The following is a 24,059-nucleotide window of genomic DNA, read 5'->3' as shown; positions in this document are numbered from 1 at the left end:
CCCTCAGGCCTTGGCGGCCAAAAGTTTTTCCAGTGTGCCACTCACACCCAGTGTGCGGAGATCATTGAGGTTCTGCTCGAAGGCCGCCACAAATGCTGCGGATTTCGGAATGGCCGAGCCAAAGATTTCTTCCACTGCCAACAAGCGCTGAGTAATAAGCGTGTCATCAGCCACCAGCGCCTGATAGAACCCGGCACGCGGGTCAGGAATGGTGTAGGTCGTGCCGTTTTCGTCGACCCCCTTCAGATACAGCGCCCATGCAGCGACGACCAGCGAAGCGCGTTCGAGATTGCCCTGATCGACGATCAGACGATTGATCGTCGGAATGGTGAACTTGGGAAATTTCGACGATCCGTCCGAGCAGACCCGTTCCAGCTGGTCGGCAATCGCCTGGTTGGAAAAGCGCTCGATCAAGGTGTCCTTGTAACCTTCCAGATCGATACCTGGCACCGACGCCAGTTGCGGGGTCACGTCCAGGTCCATATAAGTGCGGATATAGCTCACGAACAGCGGGTCATTCATGGTTTCGTGGACAAAACGATAACCTTTCAGGAAGCCCAGGTAGGTCAATGCCAGATGACTGCCGTTAAGCAGTTTGATCTTCATCTCTTCATAGGGCGTCACGTCATCGGTGAACTGCACGCCGACTTTTTCCCACGCCGGGCGACCATTGACGAACTTGTCTTCCAGCACCCACTGCACGAACGGTTCGCAGACCACTGGCCAGGCATCGTCGATGTGCTTCTCGTCTGCCAGTTGCAGCCGGTGGGCTGCGCTGGTCATCGGTGTAATACGGTCGACCATCGCGTTGGGAAAACTGACGTTTTCCTTGATCCAGTCGTGCAGATCGGCATCGCGCAACGTGGCAAATGCCAGCAATGCCTTGCGAGTGACCGCGCCGTTGTGTGGCAGGTTATCGCAGGACATCAGGGTGAAGGCTGGCGTACCTTGCGCCCGGCGGCGGGCCAGTGCGGCGCAGAGGAAGCCGAAGACCGTCGTTGGCTGATCCGGGTTTGCCAGGTCGTGTTGAATCTGCGGCAGATGGGCCATGAACTGCCCGTTGCTGTCGTCGATGCAGTAACCGCCTTCGGTGATGGTCAGCGAGACGATGCGGATGTCCGGGCTGGCCAGTTTGTCGATCAGCGCCTGCGGGCTGTCGTCGGCCAGCAGCATGCCGCTGATCGAGGCGATAATGCGGGTTTTGGTGTCGGGTGTGTCACCCAGTTCATAGAGCGTGTACAGGTAGTCCTGTTGCGCCAGTGCATCGCGCACGACCTTGTCTTCAGGACGCAGGCCCACGCCGCAGATGCTCCATTCAAAGCCTTCGCCGCTGTTCATCAGCGCATCGGTATAAAACGCCTGATGCGCCCGGTGGAAGCCCCCGACGCCGATGTGGGCAATGCCCTGGCGAGTGCTCTCGACGGTGTAGGCGGGCACGGCAATGTCGGCGCCCAATCGGGACAGATTGTTTTTGTTCAGTTTCATGACGGGCTCTCCGGGACTCAGGCTGCGGCAGTCTGCAAGGCTTTGGCAATCACCAGACCTTGAGCGTCGAACAGGTGGCATTGGGCACTGTCGAGATGCAGGTTCAGCGTCTCGCCATACTGGCTGGCCAGATCGCCACGAATACGCATGGTCAGCGCTTCGCCCGAGCGGGTACGCACGTGACAGTAGGTGTCACTGCCAAGACGTTCGCTGACGTCGGCAACCACCTGCAACTGGCAATCATCGCTCTGGGCAAGGTTCAGGTGTTCCGGGCGGATGCCCAGCGTTACCGCAGCGCCGACGCTCTGTCCTGCGCCATTGACCGGCAGGCTGATGCGCGTTCCGGCATCCAGCTCGACTTCGCAGCTGGCGCTGCCCACCCGGCTGATCGTGCCCTTGAGGAAGCCCATTTTCGGCGTGCCGAGAAAGCCGGCAACGAACAGGTTGGCCGGGTGGTGGTACAGCTCAAGCGGCGAGCCGACCTGCTCGACCTTGCCGCCATTGAGGACGACGACCTTGTCGGCCAACGTCATGGCTTCTACCTGATCATGCGTCACGTAGATCATTGTGGCCTGCAACTCCTTGTGCAGGCGCGACAATTCCAGGCGGGTCTGCACGCGCAGCGCGGCGTCGAGGTTGGACAGCGGTTCGTCGAACAGGAAAATCTTCGGGTTGCGCACGATGGCCCGGCCAATCGCGACACGCTGGCGTTGCCCGCCGGACAGTTGTTTGGGCTTGCGCTCCAGCAGCGGTCCGAGCTCCAGAATACGTGCGGCTTCATCGACCTTCTTCTTGATCTCGGCCTTGTCACCGCCCGCCAGGTCCAGCGCGAACGACAGGTTCTTGCCGACGGTCATGTGCGGATACAGCGCATAGGTCTGGAACACCATGGCCAAGTCGCGCTTGGCCGGCGTGACCTGAGTGATGTCCCGGCCATCGAGCTCGATGGTTCCCGACGTCACTTCTTCAAGCCCGGCGATCAGCCGCAGCAGGGTGGATTTGCCGCAGCCCGAAGGCCCGACGAAGACCACGAACTCGCGGTCTTTCACCTCCAGGTCGATACCCTTGATGATCTGGTGACCGTCAAAGCCTTTTTGCAGATTGCGGATGCTCAGGTTAGCCATGTTGGACTCCTTCTTGTTCTTTGGGCCGGGCTATTTGACAGCGCCGAACGACAGGCCGCGAACCAGTTGTTTCTGACTGATCCAGCCGAAAATCAGAATGGGTGCACAGGCCAGGGTCGAGACCGCTGACAGCTTGGCCCAGAACAACCCTTCAGGGCTGGAGTAGGAAGCGATCAAGGCAGTCAACGGCGCTGCGGCGGACGAGGTGAGGTTCAGCGACCAGAATGCTTCGTTCCAGCACAGGATCAGCGACAGCAACGCGGTGGAAGCCAGGCCGCCCTTGCAGATCGGCATCAGCACGCGAAAGATCTCCTGACGGGTGCTGGCCCCGTCCAGCCGTGAGGCCTCGAGGATCTCGCCGGGGATATCCTTGAAGTAGGTGTAAATCATCCAGACCACGATCGGCAGGTTGATCAGCGTATAGATGATGATCAGCGCCAGCCGCGAATCGAGCAGGCCAAAGGTCTTGGCCAGCAGATAGATCGGCATCAGCACGCCCACCGGCGGCAGCATCTTGGTCGAGAGCATCCACAGCAGTGTGCTCTTGGTGCGCTTGGTCTCGAAAAACGCCATGGAATACGCCGCAGGAATCGCGATCAGCATGGCCAGCACCGTGGCGCTGAAGGAAATCAGCACCGAGTTCCAGGCAAAATGGAAGTAATCGCTGCGCTCCTGAATATGCAGGTAGTTTTCCAGCGTCGGCGTGAAGAACAGCTGTGGCGGTGTCGCGAACGCATCGATCTCGGTCTTGAAGCTGGTCAGGACCATCCAGAAGATCGGAAAGAACACCAGCGCAGCGATGATCCAGGACAGGGCCCCGAGCAGCAGGCTTTGCAGACGGCGTGATTGTTTGAGGGTCATCATGGCAAGGTCCTCATGACTTGTCGGTGAGGTTTTTGCCGATCATCCGGATCAGGATGATCGCCGCGATGTTGGCTATGACCACGGCAATCAGCCCGCCCGCCGAGGCCATGCCGACGTCGAACTGCAGCAGCGCCTGGATATAGATCAGGTAAGCCAGGTTGGTCGAGGCAAAGCCCGGCCCGCCGTTGGTCGTGGTGAAGATTTCAGCGAATACCGAAAGCAGGAAGATCGTTTCGATCATCACCACCACGGCAATCGGACGCGCCAGGTGCGGCAGGGTCAGGTGCCAGAAAATCGCCAGCGGACCTGCGCCGTCCAGCCGCGCTGCTTCTTTCTGCTCCTGATCCAGTGACTGCATGGCGGTCATCAGGATCAGAATGGCGAACGGCAGCCATTGCCAGGACACAATGATGATGATCGACAGCATCGGGTAATGGGCGAACCAGTCAATCGGTTCGGCGCCGAAGAACTTCCACACCGCTGCGAGTACGCCGGACACCGGATGAAAGATCAGGTTTTTCCAGATCAGCGCGCTGACCGTGGGCATGATGAAGAACGGCGAGATCAACAGCACACGGACGATGCCGCGACCGAAAAACTCACTGGCTTCCAGCAGTGCCGAAATCAGCACGCCGAGGATCACACTGATCGCCAGCACACTGCCGACCAGCAGTAATGTATTGCCGGCACCCGGCAAGAAGCCGCTGTCGGTCACGAAATACTGGAAGTTCTCCAGGCCAACGAATTCGTTTTCGCCGGGGGAGAGCAGGTTGTAGCGGATCAGCGAGAAGTAAATGGTCATGCCCAGCGGCACGATCATCCACACCAGCAGAAGCGCCACGGAAGGACTGACCAGAAACCAGCCCGGCTTGAATCGACGGCTTTTGAGCGGTTGCTGTTCGCCGGACAGGTCCGTGCGTTCAGGGGAGGCTGAGGTATTCATGGGGAGCTCCGAACCGGATTGCACCAGAGTTGTTGCGCAGTTGAGCGGCAGGGCGAAAGCATTGGCTTTCGCCCTGATGCGTGACGGTTACTTTTTCGGGTAACCCGCTCGTTTCATGTCGCGCGCGGTAGCGGTTTGCGCATTCTGCAAGGCCTGATCCACAGTGGACTGACCTATGAGTGCTGCAGAGAACTGCTGACCGACGCTGGTGCCGATGGCCTGGAACTCGGGAATGGTCACCAGTTGAATGCCGACGTAAGGCACGGGTTTGAGGGTTGGCGACTTGGGATCGGCCTTCTTCAACGACTCAAGCGTGATGTTGGCAAACGGTGCTGCCTTTTTGTATTCGTCGGTGTAGGTCGAGGCGCGGGTGCCCGGCGGTACGTTGGACACGCCGTCGGTATCGGCAACCAGTTTGGCGTACTCTTTCGACGTGGCCCACTGGGTGAACTCGGCAGCGTCCTTGGTGTTCTTGGCGCTGGTCGGGATCGCCAGCGACCACGAGTACAGCCACGACGAGCCCTTGTCGGTCACTTCGTGCGGGGCGTAGGTGAAGCCGACGCTGTCAGCCACTTTGCTCTGCTTCTTGTCGGTCACGAACGAACCGGCCACGCTGGCATCCACCCAGATGGCGCATTTGCCGCTGTTGAACAGCGCAAGGTTCTCGTTGAAACCGTTACTTGAGGCACCCGGCGGGCCAAATTTCTTCATGGTATTGACGTAGAAGTTCAGCGCATCCTTCCATTCTGGCTGATCGAACTGTGGCGTCCACTGCTCATCGAACCAGCGTCCGCCATAGGCGTTGGCCAGCGTGGTGATCAGCGCCATGTTCTCGCCCCAGCCAGCCTTGCCGCGCAGACACAGGCCGTACTGTTCCTTGGACTTGTCGGTCAGTTTCTCGGCGAACCCGGCGATCTGGGTCCAGGTAGGGCGCTCGGGCATGGTCAGGCCTGCGGCCTTGAACAGGTCGGTGCGGTAGTAGGTGATCGAGGCTTCAGCATAGAACGGCAGGGCAAACAGTTTGTCGTCCACCGACAGGCCGTCGCGTACTGATGTGAACACATCCTTCAGATCGTAGCTGTCAGGCAGGTCTTTCATTTCCTGCAGCCAGCCTTTCTGACCCCAGAGTGAGGCTTCGTACATGCCGATGGTCAGCACGTCGAACTGGCCGCCCTTGGTGGCGATGTCGGTGGTCAGGCGTTGACGCAGGACGTTCTCTTCCAGCACGACCCAATTGAGCTTGATATCGGGGTGCTTTTCTTCGAAGGTCTTGGAGAGGCGTTGCATGCGAATCATGTCGCTGTTGTTGACCGTGGCGATGGTCACGGTCCCCGCGGTGGCACTGCCACTGAACACGAAACAGGTGCTGAGGACGGAACTGGCGAGCAGAAGTTTTGCTGAGTTCTTCATTGATCACTCCTCTTCCACGCCCAAAGGACTGCAGAAGGATGGTTATTGTTTTTTTCTCTTCCGGAGGTGAGGAAGATGTGCATTGATTACACCGGCGTTCGGTCTGAAAGACAAATCCTGCGCCGCACTCTGACTGATACTTTTTTGCACTCGGGTGGGAAAAGGCAACAGCGCCGAATCGCCCATGGGGCGGCTTCGGCGCAACTCCAGCGTAGACGATGAGGGCGAGGGCGGGGCGAATCAGTACAGGTTTTGTTCGGTCAGACGCTGAACGGCGAGTCGGCGGTAGTGCGACGGAGTCATGCCCTTGAGTTGCTGAAAACGCCGATTGAAGTTGGAAATATTGTTGAATCCGGACTCGAAGCACACATCGGTGACCGGTTTGTCGCCGTCGGCGAGCAGTTCGCAGGATTTGCTGATACGCAGCCGGTTGACGAACTCCACGAAGCAGCGCCCGGTAGCCTGTTTGAACACCCGGGAAAAATAGGTCGGTTTCATGCCCAGATACTCGGCGACTTCCTCCAGCGGCAGCTCGCGGCCGTAGTGGGCGAAAATATAATCCACCGCCCGGTTGGTGCGATCCACGCTGTGCTCGTCCGCCGTGTGGGCCACCGCCGTGCCTGACAGCAACTGATAGTCGTCGCTGGCGGCGAGCAGTTCGAGCAGGATGAAGAAATGGCCCAGGCGAGTAATACCTCGCGAGTCGGCGATTTTCTGCATCTGCTTCATGGCCTGACGAATCGTGCGTTTGCAGCGAAATTCGATGCCGTAGCGGGCGCGCTCCAATAACGGCGTCAGGGTCTTGAGCTCGGCAAACACCTGGTTGCCGCTTTCCAGCAGCTCATCGGTAAAGTTGACCAGCATGTCGCGCTTGGGCACCACTTCACCGTCGTCGATCTGGCTGATCCAGTTATGCGGCAGGTTGGGGCCGGTGAGAAACAGGCTGGCAGGATTGAAATTGCCGATGTAGTCGCCGACAAACACCTTGCCGGAGCTGGCGACGATCAGGTGCAGTTCATATTCCTTGTGGAAGTGCCAGCGCACCAGCGGGCAGGGGAAACCATGCTCGCGGTAGATGATCGACAGACCGTTGTGGTCGTCCATCAGTTCGTAGGAAGGGTCGGCGATTCTTGTTGTTTTATTCATTGGCGATGTCATGTTCATCTGTTGCCAAAAGAGTAATGTGCCTGATTTTTCAGTTCAATGCCCGGTCATTGGCAAAAATCGCCTACGATCAGGCCTCTGCACAGAGGAAGCGTTGACCGATGAAACAGATCCTGCTGATCGGCATGGGGGCCGGGGATCCCGAACAGATCACCCTGCAGGCCGTTGCGGCCCTGAACCTTGCAGAGGTGATCTTCATCCTCGACAAGGGCTACGTCGACGATCAGTTGCTGAGGCTGCGCAAAGAGCTCTGTCAGCGCTATATCACTCATCAACGCTACCGTCTGGTGCAAGTCCAGGACCCTCGACGTGAAGATGATCCGCAGGCCTACGAGCGCGGCATCGAGGGGTGGCACGAACAGCGCGCGGTACTGTTCGAGCGGCTGTTGACCGATGAACTTGACGTGGATCAGGTCGGCGCGTTTCTGGTCTGGGGCGACCCGTCGCTCTACGACAGTACGATGCGCATCCTTGACCAGGTTCTGGTGCGGGGTAATGAGGCTTTCGAGTATCAGGTGATACCCGGTATCACCAGCGTCCAGAGTCTGGTCGCGCGGCACCGCATCCCGCTCAATCGCATTGGCGAGTCGATTCTTGTCACCACCGGCCGACGCATGGCGACAGCTCCGCTGCAGCACCCCGGCAACGTCGTGGTGATGCTTGACGCGCACTGCACATTCGAGCGTTATACGGGGCAGGGGCTGGACATCTATTGGGGCGCGTACCTGGGCACGCCGGACGAGATACTGGTGGCCGGACGGCTGGATGATGTCTGCGAGCAGATCAAGCGCCTGCGCAGTGAGGCACGCGAGCGCAAGGGGTGGATCATGGATACCTATTTGCTGCGCAAACCGGCCTAAGCCGGTTTTTCATCCTTGTTGCGATTCTTCGCTTCGATCCACTGCGCCATGTATTTGGTGCTCTTGTGGTGATGGTGCCGCAGCATGGCGCCGGTGAAGTTCGCCAGTCGATGCTCCGTCAGTCCGTTGCGAAGGGTCTCGATGCGCTCGATCAGGCTCGCACAGTGCTGCCGATGCTGGAAGCGTGCCTGCAGCAACGCCTGACCCGCTTGTTGCGCTTCAAGCCAGAGGTTCTGGTCCTGATACAGCCTGACCGCAGCGCCAGCGATTTCCGCAGGGTTATCGGCAATGATGCCGGGCCACGGCAGCCCGCCGCTCATGGCTTCCGCACCCACCGGCGTCGTGACTGACGGCGTTCCGCAGAGCATCGCGTCCATCAGCTTGCCCTTGATGCCGGCCCCGAAGCGCAATGGCGCGAGGCACACCCGCGCGTTGGACATGACCTCCAGCGCATCCTCGGCCCAGTGCTTCACATGAAAGCCCTGAGCGGCATTGTGCAGCGCCGAGGCCTTGGGTGGCGTATAGGCGCCATAAATGTGTAGCTGGGCTTCGGGCAGTTGCTGGCGAATCAGCGGCCAGATAACGGTTTTCATCCACAGCACGGCATCCCAGTTGGGCGCATGGCGGAAGTTGCCGATGCTGAGGAAGTGCGCACGCTGTGCAAAAGGCCGGAAGCTGTCGGGAATACCGTCGATCATCAATGGGCACCAGTGCAGCAGCGCCGCGGGCAGGCCGAAAGGGCCGCTCAACAGCGCGATTTCGACATCCGACGTCATCAGGTTGAGGTCGCAGCGATACAACGAAGCAATTTCGCGCTGCGCCAGATCACTGGATGCGATCTGCCGGAAAAGCTGCGGCGCTGAAACGTCGGCGCTGCCCGGCCCGGCCTCGGCACAATCGCTGTTCAGCGAGTCCTTCAGCAACTGATGGCGTGCGTGGCGCAGGCTCTGGAAATCCGACGTCTCCAGCATCCGCAGTGCGTCAGGACACTGCTGCTCGACCCGCCAGCCGAACTGCTCCTCGATCATGAACTGATCGAAGAGCACCACATCAGGCTGCAATTGGCTGACAAATACATCAAAACTGCTGTCGTTGAGCGTGATGTGCACTTCATTGATGCCCAGACTGAGCAGATCGGCGCGATGCTCGCCCTCGGTGGCAGGGCTGGCGAAGGTGATCTGCCAGCCCTGCTCCAGAAAGCATCGAATCAGTTGCATCATATGCCCGCTGGCGGCCGAAGATCGCGGCTCAGGCCATACGTAGCCAATGATCAATAAGCGGGTGCTGACAGGCTTTTCAGTGCGGTTGAAGGCAGCGTCGATGTCAGTCAAGGCTGTTTCCAAGAATGCTTTTTACCTTGTCACGCAACTGGTCGATGGAGAACGGCTTGCCGATCGAGTGCATGCCTGGCGGCACGTCGATATTTTCCGAGTAACCGCTGGCGAACAGCACCGGCAATTGCGGGCGAAGTTCGATGACCTTTTTGGCCAGTGCAGTGCCTTTCATGTCAGGCAGCCCCTGGTCAGTCATCAACAGGTCGATGTGATTGGAATCGTCTGCAACAAAGGTGAGTGCCGACGTAGCGTCCTCGGCTTCCAGTACCTTGTATTCCAGCTCTTCGAGCACGTCGACAATCAGCATGCGCACAATGGCGTCGTCTTCGACCACGAGAATGGTGCGGGCTGTGTCGGGCATGGTTGACTCCTTAAACCTGAATAATGGTGATAGCGCAGACGGTGTGGAGTTTCGCGCATCCTTTCCCGTCGACTCAGGGTAACCGAGCGAGGGCCTGTCCGCTGTCGATACAGTCCCTGTATCAGTAAATAAAAACCGTGTGGAAGTTCAATCGAGGCACAAATACTGTAAATCGCGAGGGCGACTCACGGGTTGGCGTCATTAATGAATACCGGCGTGAGCTTATCGCCCATTTATGTGTGAAATTTCAATCCTCTATGTCAGAAATAAGAGTGTTTTCTGTAGGTTTACGGCAAACTCTACGGTTTTGATCCATTGGTCAGGGATATTTCATGAATCGGACGTCTGTTGTCGATGAACAACGCTTTCGAAAATTGCTGGGACGTAACGTTGGCTTGCCACTGGGTGTCGGTGTACTGAGCGCAGTTTTCTTCATTCTGCTGATCAGTTATCTGCTCACTGCAATACAGTGGGTCGAGCACACTGACCGGGTGATCAACAACACCAACCGCTCAATGAAACTGTCGATAGACATGGAAACCGGCATGCGCGGTTTTCTGTTGACGGGGGATCAGCATTTTCTCGACCCCTACGAGGTCGCCAAGCCGCTGCTGCTCGCCGAGCTGCAGGGGCTGGAGAAACTGGTAGACGACAACCCCACGCAACTGGATCGGTTCAGACGTCTGTCCACACTGCAGCAGGAGTGGAATGCGTTCGCCCAGGAGATGATTACGTTGCGGCGCACCAACGGCGATTATCAGACGCCGGTACTGGCCGGACGTGGCAAGCGAATCACCGATCAGATCCGTACTGAATATGATCAGGCGGTGGAAATGGAGCAGCAACTTCGTCTGACCCGCAATGCGGAAGTCACGCGCAGTACCATCCTTTCCGTAACCCTTTATCTGATATTCGTGGTGGTCGTCAGCGCAATTCTGGCCTATATCGGTCGCAGGGATCTGCTGTCGCTGTCGAATACCTACAGCGAAAACCTCAGGCTTCAGGAAGTCAATACCGAGCGCCTGCAGAAGGTAGCCTGGCTGCGCAATGGTCAGAGCGAGCTGGCCGAGCAGGTCCTGGGGCAACTGACGCTGAACATGCTGGGCCGCAATATCCTCCAGTTTCTGACCCAATACCTGGGTGCATCGGTGGCGGCGGTCTACATTCGCCAGGACCACGGCGGCCTCACGCGGGCTGCCTCGTATGGCTTCTCCCGTGAACAGGAGCAGCAGGATCAGACCATTCACAGTGATGAAGGCATTGTCGGGCAGGCCGCCCAGCAGGACCGCATCATTACCCTGGATGAACTGCCGGATAATTACTTCAAGGTTGCGTCCGGCCTGGGCGAGGGCTCGCCGCGCAGCGTGGTGGTGGTGCCAACCAGCAATGACGATCAGGTCAACGGCGTGATCGAACTGGGTTTTCTGCGCGCCCTGACCGAGCGGGACATCGAGTTCCTTGAGCTGGTGGCGGACAACGTCGGCACGTCCATCGAAGCCGCCCGTTATCGCCAGCGTCTGCAGGAGGTGCTGGCCGAGACCCAGCAGCTCAACGAAGAGCTGCAGGTGCAGCAGGAAGAACTGCGCACCGCCAACGAAGAGCTGGAGGAGCAGTCGCGCATCCTCAAGGAATCCCAGGCTCATCTGGAGACCCAGCAGGCCGAACTTGAGCAGACCAACGAGCAGTTGGCCGACCAGAGTCAAGCGCTGGCCGAGCAGCGCGATGCGCTGGATCGCAACAACGAAGAACTGAATATCGCCCAGGCCGAGTTGCAGGCGCGGGCGGACGAGCTGCAGCGTGCCAGCAAGTACAAGTCCGAGTTCCTCGCCAATATGTCCCACGAGTTGCGCACGCCGCTCAACAGCTCGCTGATCCTCGCCAAGCTGCTGGCCGAGAACCCGGGCGAAAACCTCACCGCCGAACAGGTCAAGTTTGCCGAGTCGATCTATTCGGCAGGTAATGACCTGCTGAATCTGATCAACGACATTCTGGATATTTCCAAGGTCGAAGCCGGCAAGCTGGAAATGCGTCCGGAAAACAGCAGCGTGTCCCGTCTGGTTGAAGGTCTGCGGACACTCTTCCAGCCGCTCGCCGCCGAGAAGAAACTGGCGTTTACCGTCGACATCCAGGCCGGTGCGCCCACCATGCTGTTCACGGATCGCCAGCGCCTTGAGCAGATCCTCAAGAACCTGCTGTCCAACGCGATCAAGTTCACCGAGGCCGGCTCGGTCAGCATGGTCGTCTCGCGCCAGCCAGGCGCCGGTATCGCGTTCATTGTGCGTGACTCGGGCATCGGCATCGCCGAGGAGCATCAGCAGGGTATTTTCGAAGCGTTCCGTCAGGCAGACGGCACCACCAACCGACGTTATGGCGGTACCGGCTTGGGGCTGTCGATTTCACGAGATCTGGCGGCATTACTGGGCGGATCGATCAGTGTCACCAGCGCACCGGGGCAGGGCAGTATTTTCAGCCTGGTGCTGCCGGAGCATTACGTCGAGCAAGACGATCGCGAGCCGGGCAGCGATCTGCCGATCGTGTCAGCGCCTGCTGCGCTACAGCCGTATGCCCCTGTGCTTCCGGTCATTGCGCAGCCCGTTCCGGCACCCGTGCCGATGGATACGCCGGTGCCGGTATTTGACGACGACCGTGACAAGGCACCTTTCCAGCGGCGCTGCATCCTGGTGATCGAAGATGAAGTGCGATTCGCCCAGATTCTCTACGACCTGGCCCATGAGCTGGGTTACGACTGTCTGGTGGCGCATGCTGCCGACGATGGCTTCAATCTGGCATCCCGTTATACGCCGGATGCGATCCTGCTGGACATGCGCCTGCCGGACCATTCGGGCCTGACCGTGCTGCAACGTCTCAAGGAGCTGGCGCCCACCCGGCACATTCCCGTGCACGTGATCTCGGTCGAAGATCGTCAGGAAGCCGCATTGCACATGGGCGCCATTGGCTACGCGGTCAAGCCGACCACACGCGAAGAGCTCAAGGACGTGTTCGCCAAGCTGGAGGCCAAGCTGACGCAGAAGGTCAAGCGTATCCTGCTGGTCGAGGACGACGCGCTACAGCGTGACAGCATCGCGCGCCTGATCGGTGACGATGATATTGAAATCACGGCGGTAGGCTTCGCCCAGGAGGCGCTGGACCTGCTGCGCGATCATGTCTATGACTGCATGATCATCGACCTGAAGCTGCCGGACATGCTCGGCAATGAGTTGCTCAAGCGCATGTCGATGGAAGACATCTGCGCCTTCCCGCCGGTCATCGTCTATACCGGCCGCAACATGACCCGCGATGAAGAAGCCGAGCTGATGAAGTATTCGCGTTCGATCATCATCAAGGGCGCGCGCTCGCCGGAAAGGCTGCTCGATGAGGTGACGCTGTTTCTGCACAAGGTCGAATCGCAACTGTCCAACGAGCGACAAAAGATGCTCAAGACCGCGCGTAGCCGTGACAAGGTCTTCGAGGCGCGCAAGATCCTCGTGGTCGACGACGATGTGCGCAATATCTTCGCGCTGACCAGCGCTCTGGAACATAAAGGCGCGGTGGTGGAAATCGCCCGCAATGGTCTGGAGGCGATTGCCAGGCTTAACGAGGTAGAAGACATCGATCTGGTCCTGATGGATGTGATGATGCCTGAGATGGACGGCTATGAAGCGACCATCGAGATTCGCAAGGATCCGCGCTGGCGCAAACTGCCGATCATCGCCGTCACGGCCAAGGCCATGAAAGATGATCAGGAACGCTGCCTGCAAGCGGGTTCCAACGATTACCTGGCCAAGCCCATTGATCTGGACCGTCTGTTTTCGCTGATTCGCGTCTGGCTGCCGAAGATGGAGCGTATCTGAATGAGGGCTCAATGTAGAGGCGTCTGCGATGACAAGCCCGGACCGCACCATGCACCGTGATCGAAGCATGGATATCGAGCTGCGCCTGCTGATCGAGGCGATTTACCTTCAATACAGCTACGACTTTCGTGATTACTCCGGCGCTTCGGTCAAGCGTCGCGTGATCCATGCGCTGCGTCAGTTCGATTGTGCGACCATCTCCGCCCTGCAGGAACGTGTGCTCCACGATCCTGCAGCATTCATGCAACTGCTGCAGATTCTCACGATTCCGGTCAGTGAGATGTTCCGTGACCCGTCGCATTTTCTGGCAATCCGCAACGAGGTCGTGCCGGTACTGCGCACCTACCCATCACTCAAGGTGTGGATTGCCGGTTGCAGCACGGGCGAGGAGGTCTATTCCACGGCTATTCTGTTGCGCGAGGAGGGGCTGTTGGAGCGGACCATCATCTATGCGACCGATATCAACCCCAGCTCGCTGGAAAAGGCCAAGCAGGGCATCTTCTCCATGGACAACGTGCGGGCCTATGCCGAGAACTATCGAAAGGCGGGAGGGCAGCGCGATTTTGCCGAGTACTACACGTCTGCCTATGACTATGCGATCTTCGACAAGACGCTGTGCGAGAACGTCACGTTTGCCGATCACAGTCTGGCCACAGATAGTGTATTCTCCGAAACGCAATTTATTTCTTGTCGTAACGTACTGATTTATTTCAACAAAAAGCTTCAGGATCGAGCGTTCGGGCTGTTTCATGATTCGTTGTGCCATCGTGGCTTTCTGGCGTTGGGCAGCAAGGAAACCCTGGATTTCTCCGCCTACGGTGGCGCCTTCGAGGCGCTGGTGAAGCCCGAGCGGATTTACCGGAAATTATGAAAATCACGTTTGGCGATGACACGCTCAGCCACCCGTTGCCCGTGGTCGATGCCATTGTCGTCGGCGCCTCGGCGGGCGGCGTGGAGGCGCTGCTGAAAATATTCAGCGGCCTGCGCAAGGGGTTTACGTTACCAATCCTGATGGTCCTGCATTTGCCTGATGACCGGCTCAGCCAGTTGGCCAATGTGTTTCAGAACCGGCTGGCGATTCCGGTCAAGGAAGCCGACGACAAGGAGGGCATCGTGCCCGGCACTTTGTACGTTGCGCCAGCGGGCTATCATGTTTCGGTGGAGTCTGACTTTTCCCTGTCATTGAGTCAGGAGGACAGGGTGTTTTATTCGAGGCCCAGTATCGACATTCTGTTCGGTTCGGCCGCTGATGCCTATGGGCCGAGACTGGCTGGCGTGCTGTTGACCGGCGCCAACAATGACGGCGCGAACGGGTTGCTGCAGATCAAGAAGTATGGTGGTTTCACGGTGATTCAGGACCCCGCGCAGGCCCAGGCTTCTACCATGCCTGAAGCTGGCCTGGCGCTGCACTCGCCCGATTACCTCCTTTCCCTGAACGATATTGGCCGCTTGCTGGTCGAGCTGGAACGAAGCGCATGTTAAGTGAAATTCAGGCAAAACTGCTCATCGTTGACGATTTGCCGGAAAACCTGCTGGCGCTCGAAGCGCTGATCAAGCGCGGTGATCGAATCGTCTACAAGGCGCTGTCTGCGGACGAAGCGCTGTCACTGTTGCTGCAGCACGAATTCGCCATGGCCATCCTCGACGTTCAGATGCCCGGAATGAACGGCTTCGAACTGGCCGAGCTGATGCGCAGCACGGAAAAGACCAAAAGCATTCCAATCGTCTTCGTCAGTGCTGCCGGCCGCGAGCTGAATTACGCCTTCAAGGGCTATGAAAGCGGTGCCGTGGATTTTCTGCACAAGCCGCTGGATATTCACGCGGTGAAGAGCAAGGTCAACGTGTTCGTCGATCTTTACCGACAGCGCAAGGCCATGAAAATACAGGTCGAGGAGCTTGAGCGCAGTCGTCAGGAGCAGGAAGCCCTGCTCAAGCGTCTGCAGTCGACCCAGGGCGAGCTGGAACACGCGATTCGCATGCGGGACGACTTCATGTCCATCGTGTCCCACGAGGTGCGCACGCCGCTCAACGGCCTGATTCTGGAAACCCAGCTGCGCAAGCTGCACCTGGCCAAGGACAACGCGGCGGCGTTTACCATGGAGAAGCTGCGCGCGATGGTCGATCGCGACGAGCGACAGATTCAGAGCCTCATCCGCCTGATCGAAGACATGCTCGACGTATCAAGGATCCGTACTGGCAAGCTGTCGATCAGACCGAGCCCGTTCGACCTGAGCGAACTGGTCACGCAACTGCTGGAGAGCTTTGCCGCGCAGATCGCCGCCGCCAATTCCACCATCACCCGGTTCGCCGAACAGCCGGTGATCGGTGTCTGGGACGAATTCCGTATCGAGCAGGTGGTTGCCAACCTGCTGACCAACGCGCTGCGCTACGGTGCGCGAAAGCCGATTGAAGTGCATGTGTACAGCAAGGACAGCGAGGCTTTCATCGAAGTCAGGGATCAAGGTATTGGCATTACGGCCGAAAACCAGAAGCGCATCTTTCAGCAGTTCGAGCGGGTGTCGAGCAATCACGCTGTTGCCGGGTTGGGTCTTGGGTTGTTCATTTCCGATCAGATCGTCATGGCGCACGGCGGTCGCATCGAGGTGGAAAGTGAAGAGGGCAAGGGTTCTGTGTTTCGTATCTGCCTGCCTCTGTAAGGTCGCCGCCACCGGCAATAAAGTTTAATCACAGGTTGGCGCAACCTCCCATGCGTGCCGTGGTCGTAATGGCAGCTATTTATAAGATCAAAGGCAGTTCAATGAGCGCTGATGCAGAAAACGTCGTACTAATCGTCGAAGACGAGCCCCTGATCCTGATGCTTCTGGCCGATTATCTGTCGAATGAGGGTTATCGTGTCCTGAAAGCCCAGAACGGCGAGCAGGCTTTCGAGATTCTGGCGACCAAACCCCATCTCGACCTGATGATTACCGATTATCGGCTGCCGGGCGGCGTTTCGGGCGTCCAGATTGCCGAGCCTGCGATCATGCTGCGGCCTGAGTTGAAGGTGATTTTCATCAGCGGTTACCCGGCGGAGATACTCGACTCGGGCAGCCCGATTGCGCTGAAGGCGCCCATTCTTGCCAAACCCTTCACCATGGACACCTTGCATACCCAGATTCAGAAGCTGCTGGCTTGATGGCGAATGAGCGGGCAACCGGACAAGTCTGCGCTACCTGAAGCCTGAGCATTGCTCAGGCTTCAATCATTTCCCGTACTTTTGAAGTCAGGTGATCGAACGCAAAGGGTTTGGTGATCAATTGCATCCCTGTGTCCAGAAAACCTCCGCGCACCGCCGCATGTTCTGCATAACCGGTGATGAACAGCACCTTGAGTTCCGGTCGCAGTTGCCTGGCGATTTCCGCCAGCTGCCTGCCGTTCATGCCTGGCAGGCCTACATCGCTGATCAATAGATCGATGCGCCGTCCGGATTCCAGGATCGGCACGGCGTCCGTCGCTTCGCCAGCCTCGATAAACGTGTAGCCCAGCTCGCCGAGCACTTCACTGACCAGTGCCCGCACGGCGGGGTCGTCTTCGACGATCAACACCGTCTCGCCATTCTCGGCATAAACCGCGTTGCTCTGGAAGCTTTGCTCGGTTTCGTTCGCCAGCCCGCTAAAGCGCGGCAGAAACAGTTGTACGGTAGTGCCGACGCCGACCTCGCTCTTGATCAGGACGTGGCCATGTGATTGTTTGCTGAAGCCGTAAATCATCGAAAGACCCAGGCCCGTGCCCTGGCCGATGGGTTTGGTGGTGAAGAAGGGGTCGAAAGCGCGGCTGATGACAGTTTCAGGCATGCCACAGCCATTGTCGCTGACGCTCAGTACGACATAGTCACCCGGCAACAGGTTCTCATGGGCATTGGTGAAGGATCTGTCCAGTTGCTGATTGAAGGTCTCGACCACCAGCGTACCACCGTCAGGCATGGCGTCGCGGGCGTTGAGCACCAGGTTGAGCAGGGCACTCTCCAGTTGGTTGGGGTCGGCTTCTGCGGTCCAAAGATCGTGTGCCAGACGCAACTGCAGGTGAATGCTCTCGTTGACGCTGCGCTGCAGCAGTTCGTCCATGGCATTGACCAGATGATTCATCTCGACCGGCTTGGAGTCCAGCGACTGACGCCGTGAGAAGGCCAGCAGGCGATGGGTCAGGGCGGCAGCGCGGTTTGCCGACGTCACACCCAGGTCAATAAGGCTGTTCAGGTCCTCAGTGCGCCCACGTGCCAGCCGCCGCCTTATCAATTCCAGACTGCCGATGATCCCGGTCAGCATGTTGTTGAAGTCATGGGCAATCCCGCCGGTCAACTGGCCGACCGCTTCCATTTTCTGTGACTGGCGGAGAATCTCCTCTTTGTGACGCAGCTGCGAGGTTCGCTCTTCAACCTGTTGCTCAAGTGTTTCGTTGAGACGACGCAATTGCGACTCGGCCTGCTTGCGCTCGGTGATGTCAGACGTCACGCCCGCCAGTGAGCCGACCATGCCGTTCTTGCTGCGAGTGGCGCGGGCGCGTACATCCACCCAGTTGAGCGAACCGTCCGGCCAGACATTACGGTACTCGATGATCAGGTCGACACCGGTGTCCAGGCTGCGCTGCAACGCCGATTGCATTCTGGGCTGGTCTTCGAAATAAACGGCGGCCAGCCAGTCGTCGTAGTCGAGCGTGTTCTGCTCGTCGCGGCCGTAGTGACTTTTGGTGATGTTCGAGCAGGTCAGCTTGAGGTCTTCCGCCTCCAGTACCCATGAGCCCAGCCTGCCGGCCATCAGTGCATTCTGCAGGCGGCCTTCGCTTTCGTGCAGGTCCTCCATGCGTGCCCGGGCTTCATACTGACGTCTTCGACCGCGCACTGCCGTCATCACCAGGCTGACCAGCGTCACCGGATGGAAAGGGCGTTCGAGAAAGGTCACGTTACCCAGCAGGCTGCCCGTGCGCGCAGGCGGGGTGTGATCCGGTCCGCCGTGATGGGTCAGCAAGACGATAGGCAAGTCCGACCAGGGCGGCTGGCGACCGAGGAGTTCGAGCAACGGGGTCATATCTGCGTTGCGCAGTGCCTCGTCAGCGATGATCGCCAGGCCGGCCCCCATACCCAACTCTCTGACCAGCTCGGACACATCACGGGCTACCGTTGCCGGGTAACCCGCTTCGTCGAGAATGCGCAGAGCGATCTGACTGTCCCGCCCGCGTGGGGCGAGAATGATCGCGCGCTCTGACGACAGGCCTGGAGTACTCAAAGGTCGTCATCCTCAAGCAGCGGTTTCTTGTCGCCCATGTACGACGGCACACCGCGCAGTACGCCCTGAAAGGCCTGCAATGGTTCGCCGATTTTCAATCCGTTGGAACTGATGCGGTACTCGCGGATAGTGGACTCGTGAGTACCGGTACGCTTCTTGATGATCGATATCGCTCGGCGTACCTGGCCCAATGCTTCGAAGTAGCGCAACAGAATCACGCTGTCGGCAAGGTAGGTAATGTCCACCGGCGAGCGCATATCGCCCACCAGTCCGTGCTGCGCAACGGTCATGAAGGTCGAGGCGCCCTGGCGGTTGAGGTAGAGCAGCAGCTCGTGCATGTGCAGAACCAGCGCGCTTTCTTCCGGCATCGCAGCCTGATAGCCGTTGATGCTGTCGATGACAACGGTCTTTATCTGCTTTTTATCCACCGCGCGTCTTACGCGGTGTGCAAATTCACCAGGGGACAACTCTGCGGCGTCGATCTGTTCGATCACCAGATTGCCGGTTTCCTGCAGCGCACGCAGGTCGATCCCCAGTTTGAGCATGCGCTCAAACAGCAGGCCCATTTCCTCATCGAATATGAACAGGCCAACACGCTCGCCGCGTGCGACCGCCTGCACGGCGAAAACCAGCGAGATGAGCGATTTCCCGGTCCCGGCCGGGCCGAGAATCAAGGTGCTGGAGCCGCCTTCGATGCCGCCGCCCAGCAGATTGTCCAATTCCGGGATGCCGCTGCTCAATTGGGAGCGCGAGTAGTTGGAGCGGTGTTCCGCCGCCACCAGGCGTGGAAAGACGTGAATACCGTTCTCGGCAATGGTGAAGTCGTGAAAACCGCCGCGATACTTCTGGCCACGATACTTGACGATTTTCAGGCGCCTGCGCTCGGCACCGTAAGTAGGTGTCAGTGCCTCAAGGCGAATAACGCCGTGGGCGACACTGTGCACAGTCTTGTCCAGCGCCTCGGTGGTCAGGTCATCAAGCAGCAGCACCGTCGCGTTGTAGCGGGTGAAATAATGCTTGATAGCCAGGATCTGCCGTCTGTAACGCAGCGAACTCTGCGCCAGAAGACGGATTTCCGAGAGGCTGTCGATCACCACGCGAGTGGGTTTGACGCGCTCGACCACCTCGAATATCTGCCGCGTCGCCTCACCCAGCTCCAGGTCCGAGGAGTAGAGCAGACTCTGGTGATGATCGGCATCGAGCAGGCTTTCGGGCGGCGTCAGTTCGAAGATATTGATATGTTCGTCGAGTTCCCAGCCGTGCGAGGCGGCACCCGAGCGCAACTCGCTTTCAGTCTCGGACAGGGTGATGTAAAGGGATATTTCGCCCGCTGCCGCTCCGGCCTGCAGAAATTGCAGGGCCACGGTTGTCTTGCCGGTTCCGGGTTCTCCCTCGAGAAGAAACACATGACTGCGTGAAAGACCCCCTGCAAGGATGTCGTCCAGGCCCTCAATGCCGGTTGCCGCTTTTGACGTATTCAAGTATCGCCCTCTGATAACCGTACAGGTTTTGTTGCTACTGATTACTGGACCTTCGCCTGATGCGACCGTTCCCCCTATTTGAGGGGGACAGCGATATCGAATATAGCCGGGCGGGTGATTTTCGCGTCCGGCAAATGTCACTTCAGTCCGGTTCCGGTGTGCCTGTTGCAGTTGTTATAGTCCTGCGCCTGAACACCCAACCTGCCTGAGGATCACGTCGTGACCGATTATCAAAGTTTCCGGGTCGATCTGGCCGACAGCATTGCTCACGTACAAATCAACCGGCCCGAAAAACTCAACGCAATGAACGAGTCGTTCTGGACGGAGATAATCGCCATTTTCGACTGGATAGAGCGTACCGACGAGGTGCGCGTCGTGATTCTCAGCGGGGCAGGCAAGCATTTTTCGTCAGGCATCGATCTGGCGCTGCTGGCCTCGGTCGCCAGCCAGATGGGCAAGGATGCCGGGCGTAATGCCCGCCTGTTGCGGCGCAAGATCCGTGACATGCAGGCTTCGTTCACTGCCGTGGACAATTGCCGGAAACCGGTTCTCGCTGCCATTCACGGCTATTGCCTGGGCGGTGCCATCGACCTGATTTCTGCGTGTGACATGCGTTACGCGGCCGCCGACGCGCAGTTCGCCATTCGCGAGATCGACATGGGCATGGCCGCTGATGTCGGCACGCTGCAACGGCTGCCAAGGATCATCGGTGATGGTGTGTTGCGCGAACTGGCCTACACCGGGCGTACCGTCGGCGCTGAAGAGGCGCAACGCATCGGGCTGGTCAATCGCACCTTCGATGACGCGGACGGTCTGTTGCAGGGTGTCCTGGCGGTGGCTCGGGAAATAGCCGGAAAATCGCCCATCGCCATCGAAGGCACCAAGCAAATGATCAGCTACATGCGTGATCACAGAGTGGCAGACGGTCTCGAACACGTTGCCATCTGGAACGCAGCCATGCTGCAATCACCTGACCTGAAGCTGGCGATGGCTGCGCAGATGAGCAAGCACAAGCCAGTCTTTGATAATTGATACATGACAAGGCTCGAGTTTGAGCGAAGGAGTTTCTAATGTCGCGCCCGGAGCGTTGGACAACTGCAGTTCTGGATGTCGAGGCCCCTGGCGGTTTGGCTGTGGTTCAGGGGGATCAGGGTTTTTTGCTGGACGCCAATGGGGTGATGTTCCCCAGGGGCTGGTTAGCCGGGCAGGACCTGCCGGTGCAGAGCGAGCACGGCATCGGTTATTTCGAGGGTGAGCCTGTCTACTTGCTGGTGCTTGAGCGCTCGGTTGCCGTTGAGGGCTGCGCCTGGCAAGGCTTGCGTCAGTTCATGCTGGAAGGCGATTTCGCTGTCTTCCAGATGCTCGGCTACGCCGCGCAGGTCAGCACATGGGCCAGGGAACACCGTTTCTGCGGTGCCTGCGGTCGTGCGACGGTGCAGATTCGCGGAGAGCGGGCGATGTTCTGCGAACATGACAACCTGCGGCTGTACCCGCGTATTTCGCCGAGCATGATTGTGCTGGTTACCCGCGGCGATGAAATCCTGCTGGCCCGCTCACCGCGGTTTGTCACCGGCATGTACAGCGCACTGGCCGGGTTCGTGGAGCCGGGTGAGTCTGCTGAAGACTGCGTACACCGCGAGGTGATGGAAGAGGTGCAGGTGCGCATCAAGAACCTCAAGTACCGGGGCAGCCAGTGCTGGCCGTTCCCGCACTCGATGATGCTCGGGTTTCATGCCGAATACGAAAGCGGCGAAATCGTGCCCCAGGCAGAAGAAATCGAAGACGCACGCTGGTTTCATGTCGATGACCTGCCGCCGTTACCGGCCAATCGGTCGATTGCCCGTTACCTTATCGAGGCGTATCTGGCCGAGCGGTCAGGCGCCCCCGAACCAGTGCTGCCAGGCTAGGCGTACGGTCAGGCCCAGCACCACAGTGATGAACACCGGGCGGATGAATTTGGCTCCGCCCTTGATCGCGGTGCCTGCACCGAAGTAGGCACCGAGCATTACCGCAAGGCCCATGCTCAGGCCGATGATGTAATCCACCTGGCCCGAGAAGATGAACACCGACAATGCCACGGCATTGCTGACGAAGTTCATGCTGCGTGCGACGCCGCTGGCCTTGACCAGGTCTACTGGATAGAGCAGCAGGGTGCTGACGGTCCAGAAGGCACCGGTGCCCGGACCGGCAACACCGTCGTAGAAGCCTAGGCCCAGCCCCTGTGGCAACTGCCATTTCTTCCTGATCGGCGCGTTGCTGTCCAAGGGCGCCTTGGGCGTGCCGCCAAACAACAAGTACAGCCCGCAACCGAACACAATCACCGGCAACATCTGGTTCAGCCACTCGGCTGGCAGGTAATGGGCGATCACCGCACCCAGTGCAGCGCCGACGGCGGTGCCGACCACTGCATGCAGCCATTGGCGTGGATCAAACAGCTTGCGACGGTAGAACGTGAAACTGGCCGTCGCTGAACCAAAGGTCGAACTGAGCTTGTTGGTGCCCAGCACCAGATGCGGCGGCAGGCCGGCGGTCATCAGCGCAGGAGTGGTCAGCAGTCCGCCGCCGCCGGCGATGGCGTCTATGAATCCCGCTATGAAGGCAACCACGGCAAGAATGGCGAGGGTGGTCAGGTCGACGCTGAGTTCAAAGGGCATGGTGGCAGAGGGCTTATGGCGAGGGCGGCAAAGGGGCAGAATGACTGCCCGAACGTGGCGCATTCTACCCTTTGTACAACGTTTGCAGGAAGTCAGATGTCGGTGAGCGCGACCCAGCGCTGCTCGGCTGCGGCCACGCGAATGGCCGTCGCCAGGCGTTCGATTTGCCACGCTTCCTCGAAGTCCGGGCCACGGCTGCGCTGACCACAGACGGCCTGGATGAGCGCTTGTACTTCGAGCGCCTTGAGCTCGTTGTAGCCCAGCTGGTGGCCGGGAGCCGGGCAGAATGCGGCGTAACCCGGTTGTGCGGGGCCGGCCAGCAGTCGCTGAAAACCATCGCGTCCGGCTGCGCCTGTGCGGTAGAGGCGCAGCTCGTTGAGCCGCTCCTGATCGAACGCCAACGTGCCTTTGGTGCCGCTGATCTCGAAACTCAGGTGGTTTTTATAGCCGTGTTTGAGCCAGCTGCTGCTGAAGGTTCCGCGCGCACCGTTGGCAAAGCGCAGCAGCGCGTGGGTCTGGTCGTCCACCGCAATGGCGCGCAGTTGCTGGCTGCCGATGCTCGCCGGGCGTTCACGGTGTACGGTGCTGGCATCGGCGCAGACTGCTTCGATGTCGCCCAGCAAATGACGAGCCATCGCCAGCAAGTGGCTGCCCAGATCGGCCAGTGCACCGCCGGCATGCGCCGCTTCACAGCGCCACGACCAGGGTGACGCCGGATCGCCCATGAAATCCTCGCTGAACTCGCCCTGAAAGCTGACGATTTCGCCCAGTTCGCCGGCTTCGATCATTTCCCTGGCGAGTCCGATCATCGGGTTGTGCTGGTAGTTGTAGCCCACCTGGGTAACGACACCCGCAGCCTTGGCGCTGCGGCGCATTTCATCGGCCTCGGCGAGATTCACGGCCAGCGGTTTTTCGCAATACACCGCCTTGCCTGCGGCGATGGCAGCCATGGCCATGGGGAAGTGCAGGTGATTGGGGGTGGTAATCGCCACGATCTGTACGTGCGGATCATCGATCAATTGCTGCCAGTCAGCGTGGCTGCGGTCGAACCCCCAGGCGCTTGCGCATTGCTCGGCGCGTGCACTGTCGGCGTCCGCCAGCGCGCAGAGCTGGATGCGTGCGGGCAGATCAAGCGCAGCGTTGGCGTTGCCGAACGCCAACGCATGGGCACGGCCCATGAAGCCGGTGCCGATCAGTCCGATACCCAGTTGCGCAGGCGATGTGGAAAGTGATTCGCGCATGACATTCTCCAGACAGGATTGTTGTTATGCGGAAAATATATTCCATATATTTTAATAATGGAAAA

The 24,059-nt window shown here is 59.0% G+C and carries 20 protein-coding genes; 8 read left to right on the top strand and 12 right to left on the bottom strand.

Annotated features, from left to right (window positions below):
* Window positions 1-3 precede the first annotated feature (3 nt).
* The 6 genes from QRN50_RS02195 to QRN50_RS02170 form a co-directional block, all read right to left on the bottom strand.
* Window positions 4-1,485 carry a mannitol dehydrogenase family protein gene (locus QRN50_RS02195; RefSeq protein ID WP_060400164.1) on the bottom strand — a complete coding sequence of 494 codons (1,482 nt, stop codon included), beginning with the start codon at window positions 1,483-1,485 and terminating at the stop codon, window positions 4-6.
* Between the two features lie 17 nt (window positions 1,486-1,502).
* Entirely contained in the window at window positions 1,503-2,609 is a 1,107-nt protein-coding gene (locus QRN50_RS02190) for an ABC transporter ATP-binding protein (protein ID WP_053275798.1), read from the bottom strand.
* Window positions 2,610-2,639: 30 nt separating this feature from the next.
* Complete coding sequence (locus tag QRN50_RS02185; protein ID WP_003347187.1) at window positions 2,640-3,473, bottom strand: carbohydrate ABC transporter permease; 834 nt, start codon at window positions 3,471-3,473, stop codon at window positions 2,640-2,642.
* 10 nt (window positions 3,474-3,483) lie between these two features.
* The gene (locus tag QRN50_RS02180) at window positions 3,484-4,416 is read right to left on the bottom strand and encodes a carbohydrate ABC transporter permease (RefSeq protein WP_003318051.1); all 933 of its coding nucleotides are present in this window, start codon (window positions 4,414-4,416) and stop codon (window positions 3,484-3,486) included.
* Window positions 4,417-4,503: 87 nt separating this feature from the next.
* On the bottom strand, window positions 4,504-5,826 hold the full coding sequence (locus QRN50_RS02175) for an ABC transporter substrate-binding protein (protein ID WP_011267682.1): 1,323 nt from the start codon (window positions 5,824-5,826) through the stop codon (window positions 4,504-4,506).
* Window positions 5,827-6,066: 240 nt separating this feature from the next.
* Window positions 6,067-6,972, bottom strand: coding sequence for an AraC family transcriptional regulator (locus QRN50_RS02170; RefSeq protein WP_003402817.1), 906 nt, complete (start codon window positions 6,970-6,972; stop codon window positions 6,067-6,069).
* A gap of 119 nt (window positions 6,973-7,091) precedes the next feature.
* Between QRN50_RS02170 and cobF the strand changes: the two genes are divergently transcribed.
* Window positions 7,092-7,850: a precorrin-6A synthase (deacetylating) gene (cobF, locus tag QRN50_RS02165; RefSeq protein WP_060400162.1), complete on the top strand. Its 759-nt coding sequence runs from the start codon at window positions 7,092-7,094 to the stop codon at window positions 7,848-7,850.
* Here the strand turns inward: cobF and QRN50_RS02160 are convergent.
* Entirely contained in the window at window positions 7,847-9,181 is a 1,335-nt protein-coding gene (locus QRN50_RS02160) for a glycosyltransferase (RefSeq protein ID WP_054092591.1), read from the bottom strand. The genes cobF and QRN50_RS02160 overlap by 4 nt on opposite strands.
* The gene (locus QRN50_RS02155; protein WP_003369350.1) at window positions 9,174-9,545 is read right to left on the bottom strand and encodes a response regulator; all 372 of its coding nucleotides are present in this window, start codon (window positions 9,543-9,545) and stop codon (window positions 9,174-9,176) included. The genes QRN50_RS02160 and QRN50_RS02155 overlap by 8 nt, the downstream gene beginning before the upstream one ends.
* Before the next feature lie 332 nt (window positions 9,546-9,877).
* Between QRN50_RS02155 and QRN50_RS02150 the strand changes: the two genes are divergently transcribed.
* From QRN50_RS02150 to QRN50_RS02130, 5 genes are all read left to right on the top strand, one after another.
* Window positions 9,878-13,396: a response regulator gene (locus QRN50_RS02150; protein ID WP_011267686.1), complete on the top strand. Its 3,519-nt coding sequence runs from the start codon at window positions 9,878-9,880 to the stop codon at window positions 13,394-13,396.
* Between the two features lie 49 nt (window positions 13,397-13,445).
* On the top strand, window positions 13,446-14,267 hold the full coding sequence (locus QRN50_RS02145) for a CheR family methyltransferase (protein ID WP_024638804.1): 822 nt from the start codon (window positions 13,446-13,448) through the stop codon (window positions 14,265-14,267).
* Entirely contained in the window at window positions 14,264-14,878 is a 615-nt protein-coding gene (locus QRN50_RS02140) for a chemotaxis protein CheB (RefSeq protein WP_058398585.1), read from the top strand. Before QRN50_RS02145 ends, QRN50_RS02140 begins: the two co-directional genes overlap by 4 nt.
* Window positions 14,872-16,053 (top strand): hybrid sensor histidine kinase/response regulator, encoded by a 1,182-nt coding sequence (locus QRN50_RS02135; protein ID WP_011267688.1) that lies wholly within the window; start codon window positions 14,872-14,874, stop codon window positions 16,051-16,053. Before QRN50_RS02140 ends, QRN50_RS02135 begins: the two co-directional genes overlap by 7 nt.
* A gap of 101 nt (window positions 16,054-16,154) precedes the next feature.
* Entirely contained in the window at window positions 16,155-16,532 is a 378-nt protein-coding gene (locus QRN50_RS02130) for a response regulator (protein ID WP_024641974.1), read from the top strand.
* A 55-nt stretch (window positions 16,533-16,587) separates the two neighbouring features.
* Here QRN50_RS02130 and QRN50_RS02125 read toward each other — a convergent pair whose 3' ends face one another.
* Together QRN50_RS02125 and QRN50_RS02120 are read right to left on the bottom strand one after the other, a co-directional pair.
* Window positions 16,588-18,618: a hybrid sensor histidine kinase/response regulator gene (locus QRN50_RS02125; RefSeq protein WP_024641973.1), complete on the bottom strand. Its 2,031-nt coding sequence runs from the start codon at window positions 18,616-18,618 to the stop codon at window positions 16,588-16,590.
* A complete protein-coding gene (locus QRN50_RS02120; RefSeq protein WP_011267691.1) occupies window positions 18,615-20,099 on the bottom strand; it encodes an ATPase domain-containing protein in 1,485 nt (494 codons plus the stop codon). Before QRN50_RS02120 ends, QRN50_RS02125 begins: the two co-directional genes overlap by 4 nt.
* A gap of 219 nt (window positions 20,100-20,318) precedes the next feature.
* On the opposite strand from QRN50_RS02120, the gene QRN50_RS02115 reads away from it, so the two are divergent.
* Window positions 20,319-21,131: a crotonase/enoyl-CoA hydratase family protein gene (locus QRN50_RS02115; RefSeq protein WP_032653566.1), complete on the top strand. Its 813-nt coding sequence runs from the start codon at window positions 20,319-20,321 to the stop codon at window positions 21,129-21,131.
* A gap of 38 nt (window positions 21,132-21,169) precedes the next feature.
* Complete coding sequence (nudC, locus tag QRN50_RS02110) at window positions 21,170-22,006, top strand: NAD(+) diphosphatase (protein ID WP_024638799.1); 837 nt, start codon at window positions 21,170-21,172, stop codon at window positions 22,004-22,006.
* On the opposite strand, the gene QRN50_RS02105 is transcribed toward nudC, so the two are convergent.
* On the bottom strand, window positions 21,974-22,753 hold the full coding sequence (locus tag QRN50_RS02105; RefSeq protein ID WP_003402798.1) for a TSUP family transporter: 780 nt from the start codon (window positions 22,751-22,753) through the stop codon (window positions 21,974-21,976). The two genes, nudC and QRN50_RS02105, sit on opposite strands and share 33 nt — an antisense overlap.
* A gap of 92 nt (window positions 22,754-22,845) precedes the next feature.
* On the bottom strand, window positions 22,846-23,994 hold the full coding sequence (locus QRN50_RS02100) for a Gfo/Idh/MocA family protein (protein ID WP_096127262.1): 1,149 nt from the start codon (window positions 23,992-23,994) through the stop codon (window positions 22,846-22,848).
* Window positions 23,995-24,059: the final 65 nt, after the last annotated feature.

The organism is Pseudomonas sp. MEJ108, from assembly GCF_030208985.1.
Classification (GTDB): Bacteria; Pseudomonadota; Gammaproteobacteria; order Pseudomonadales; family Pseudomonadaceae; genus Aquipseudomonas; species Aquipseudomonas fragariae.
This window is presented reverse-complemented; position numbering and strand designations above follow the sequence as displayed.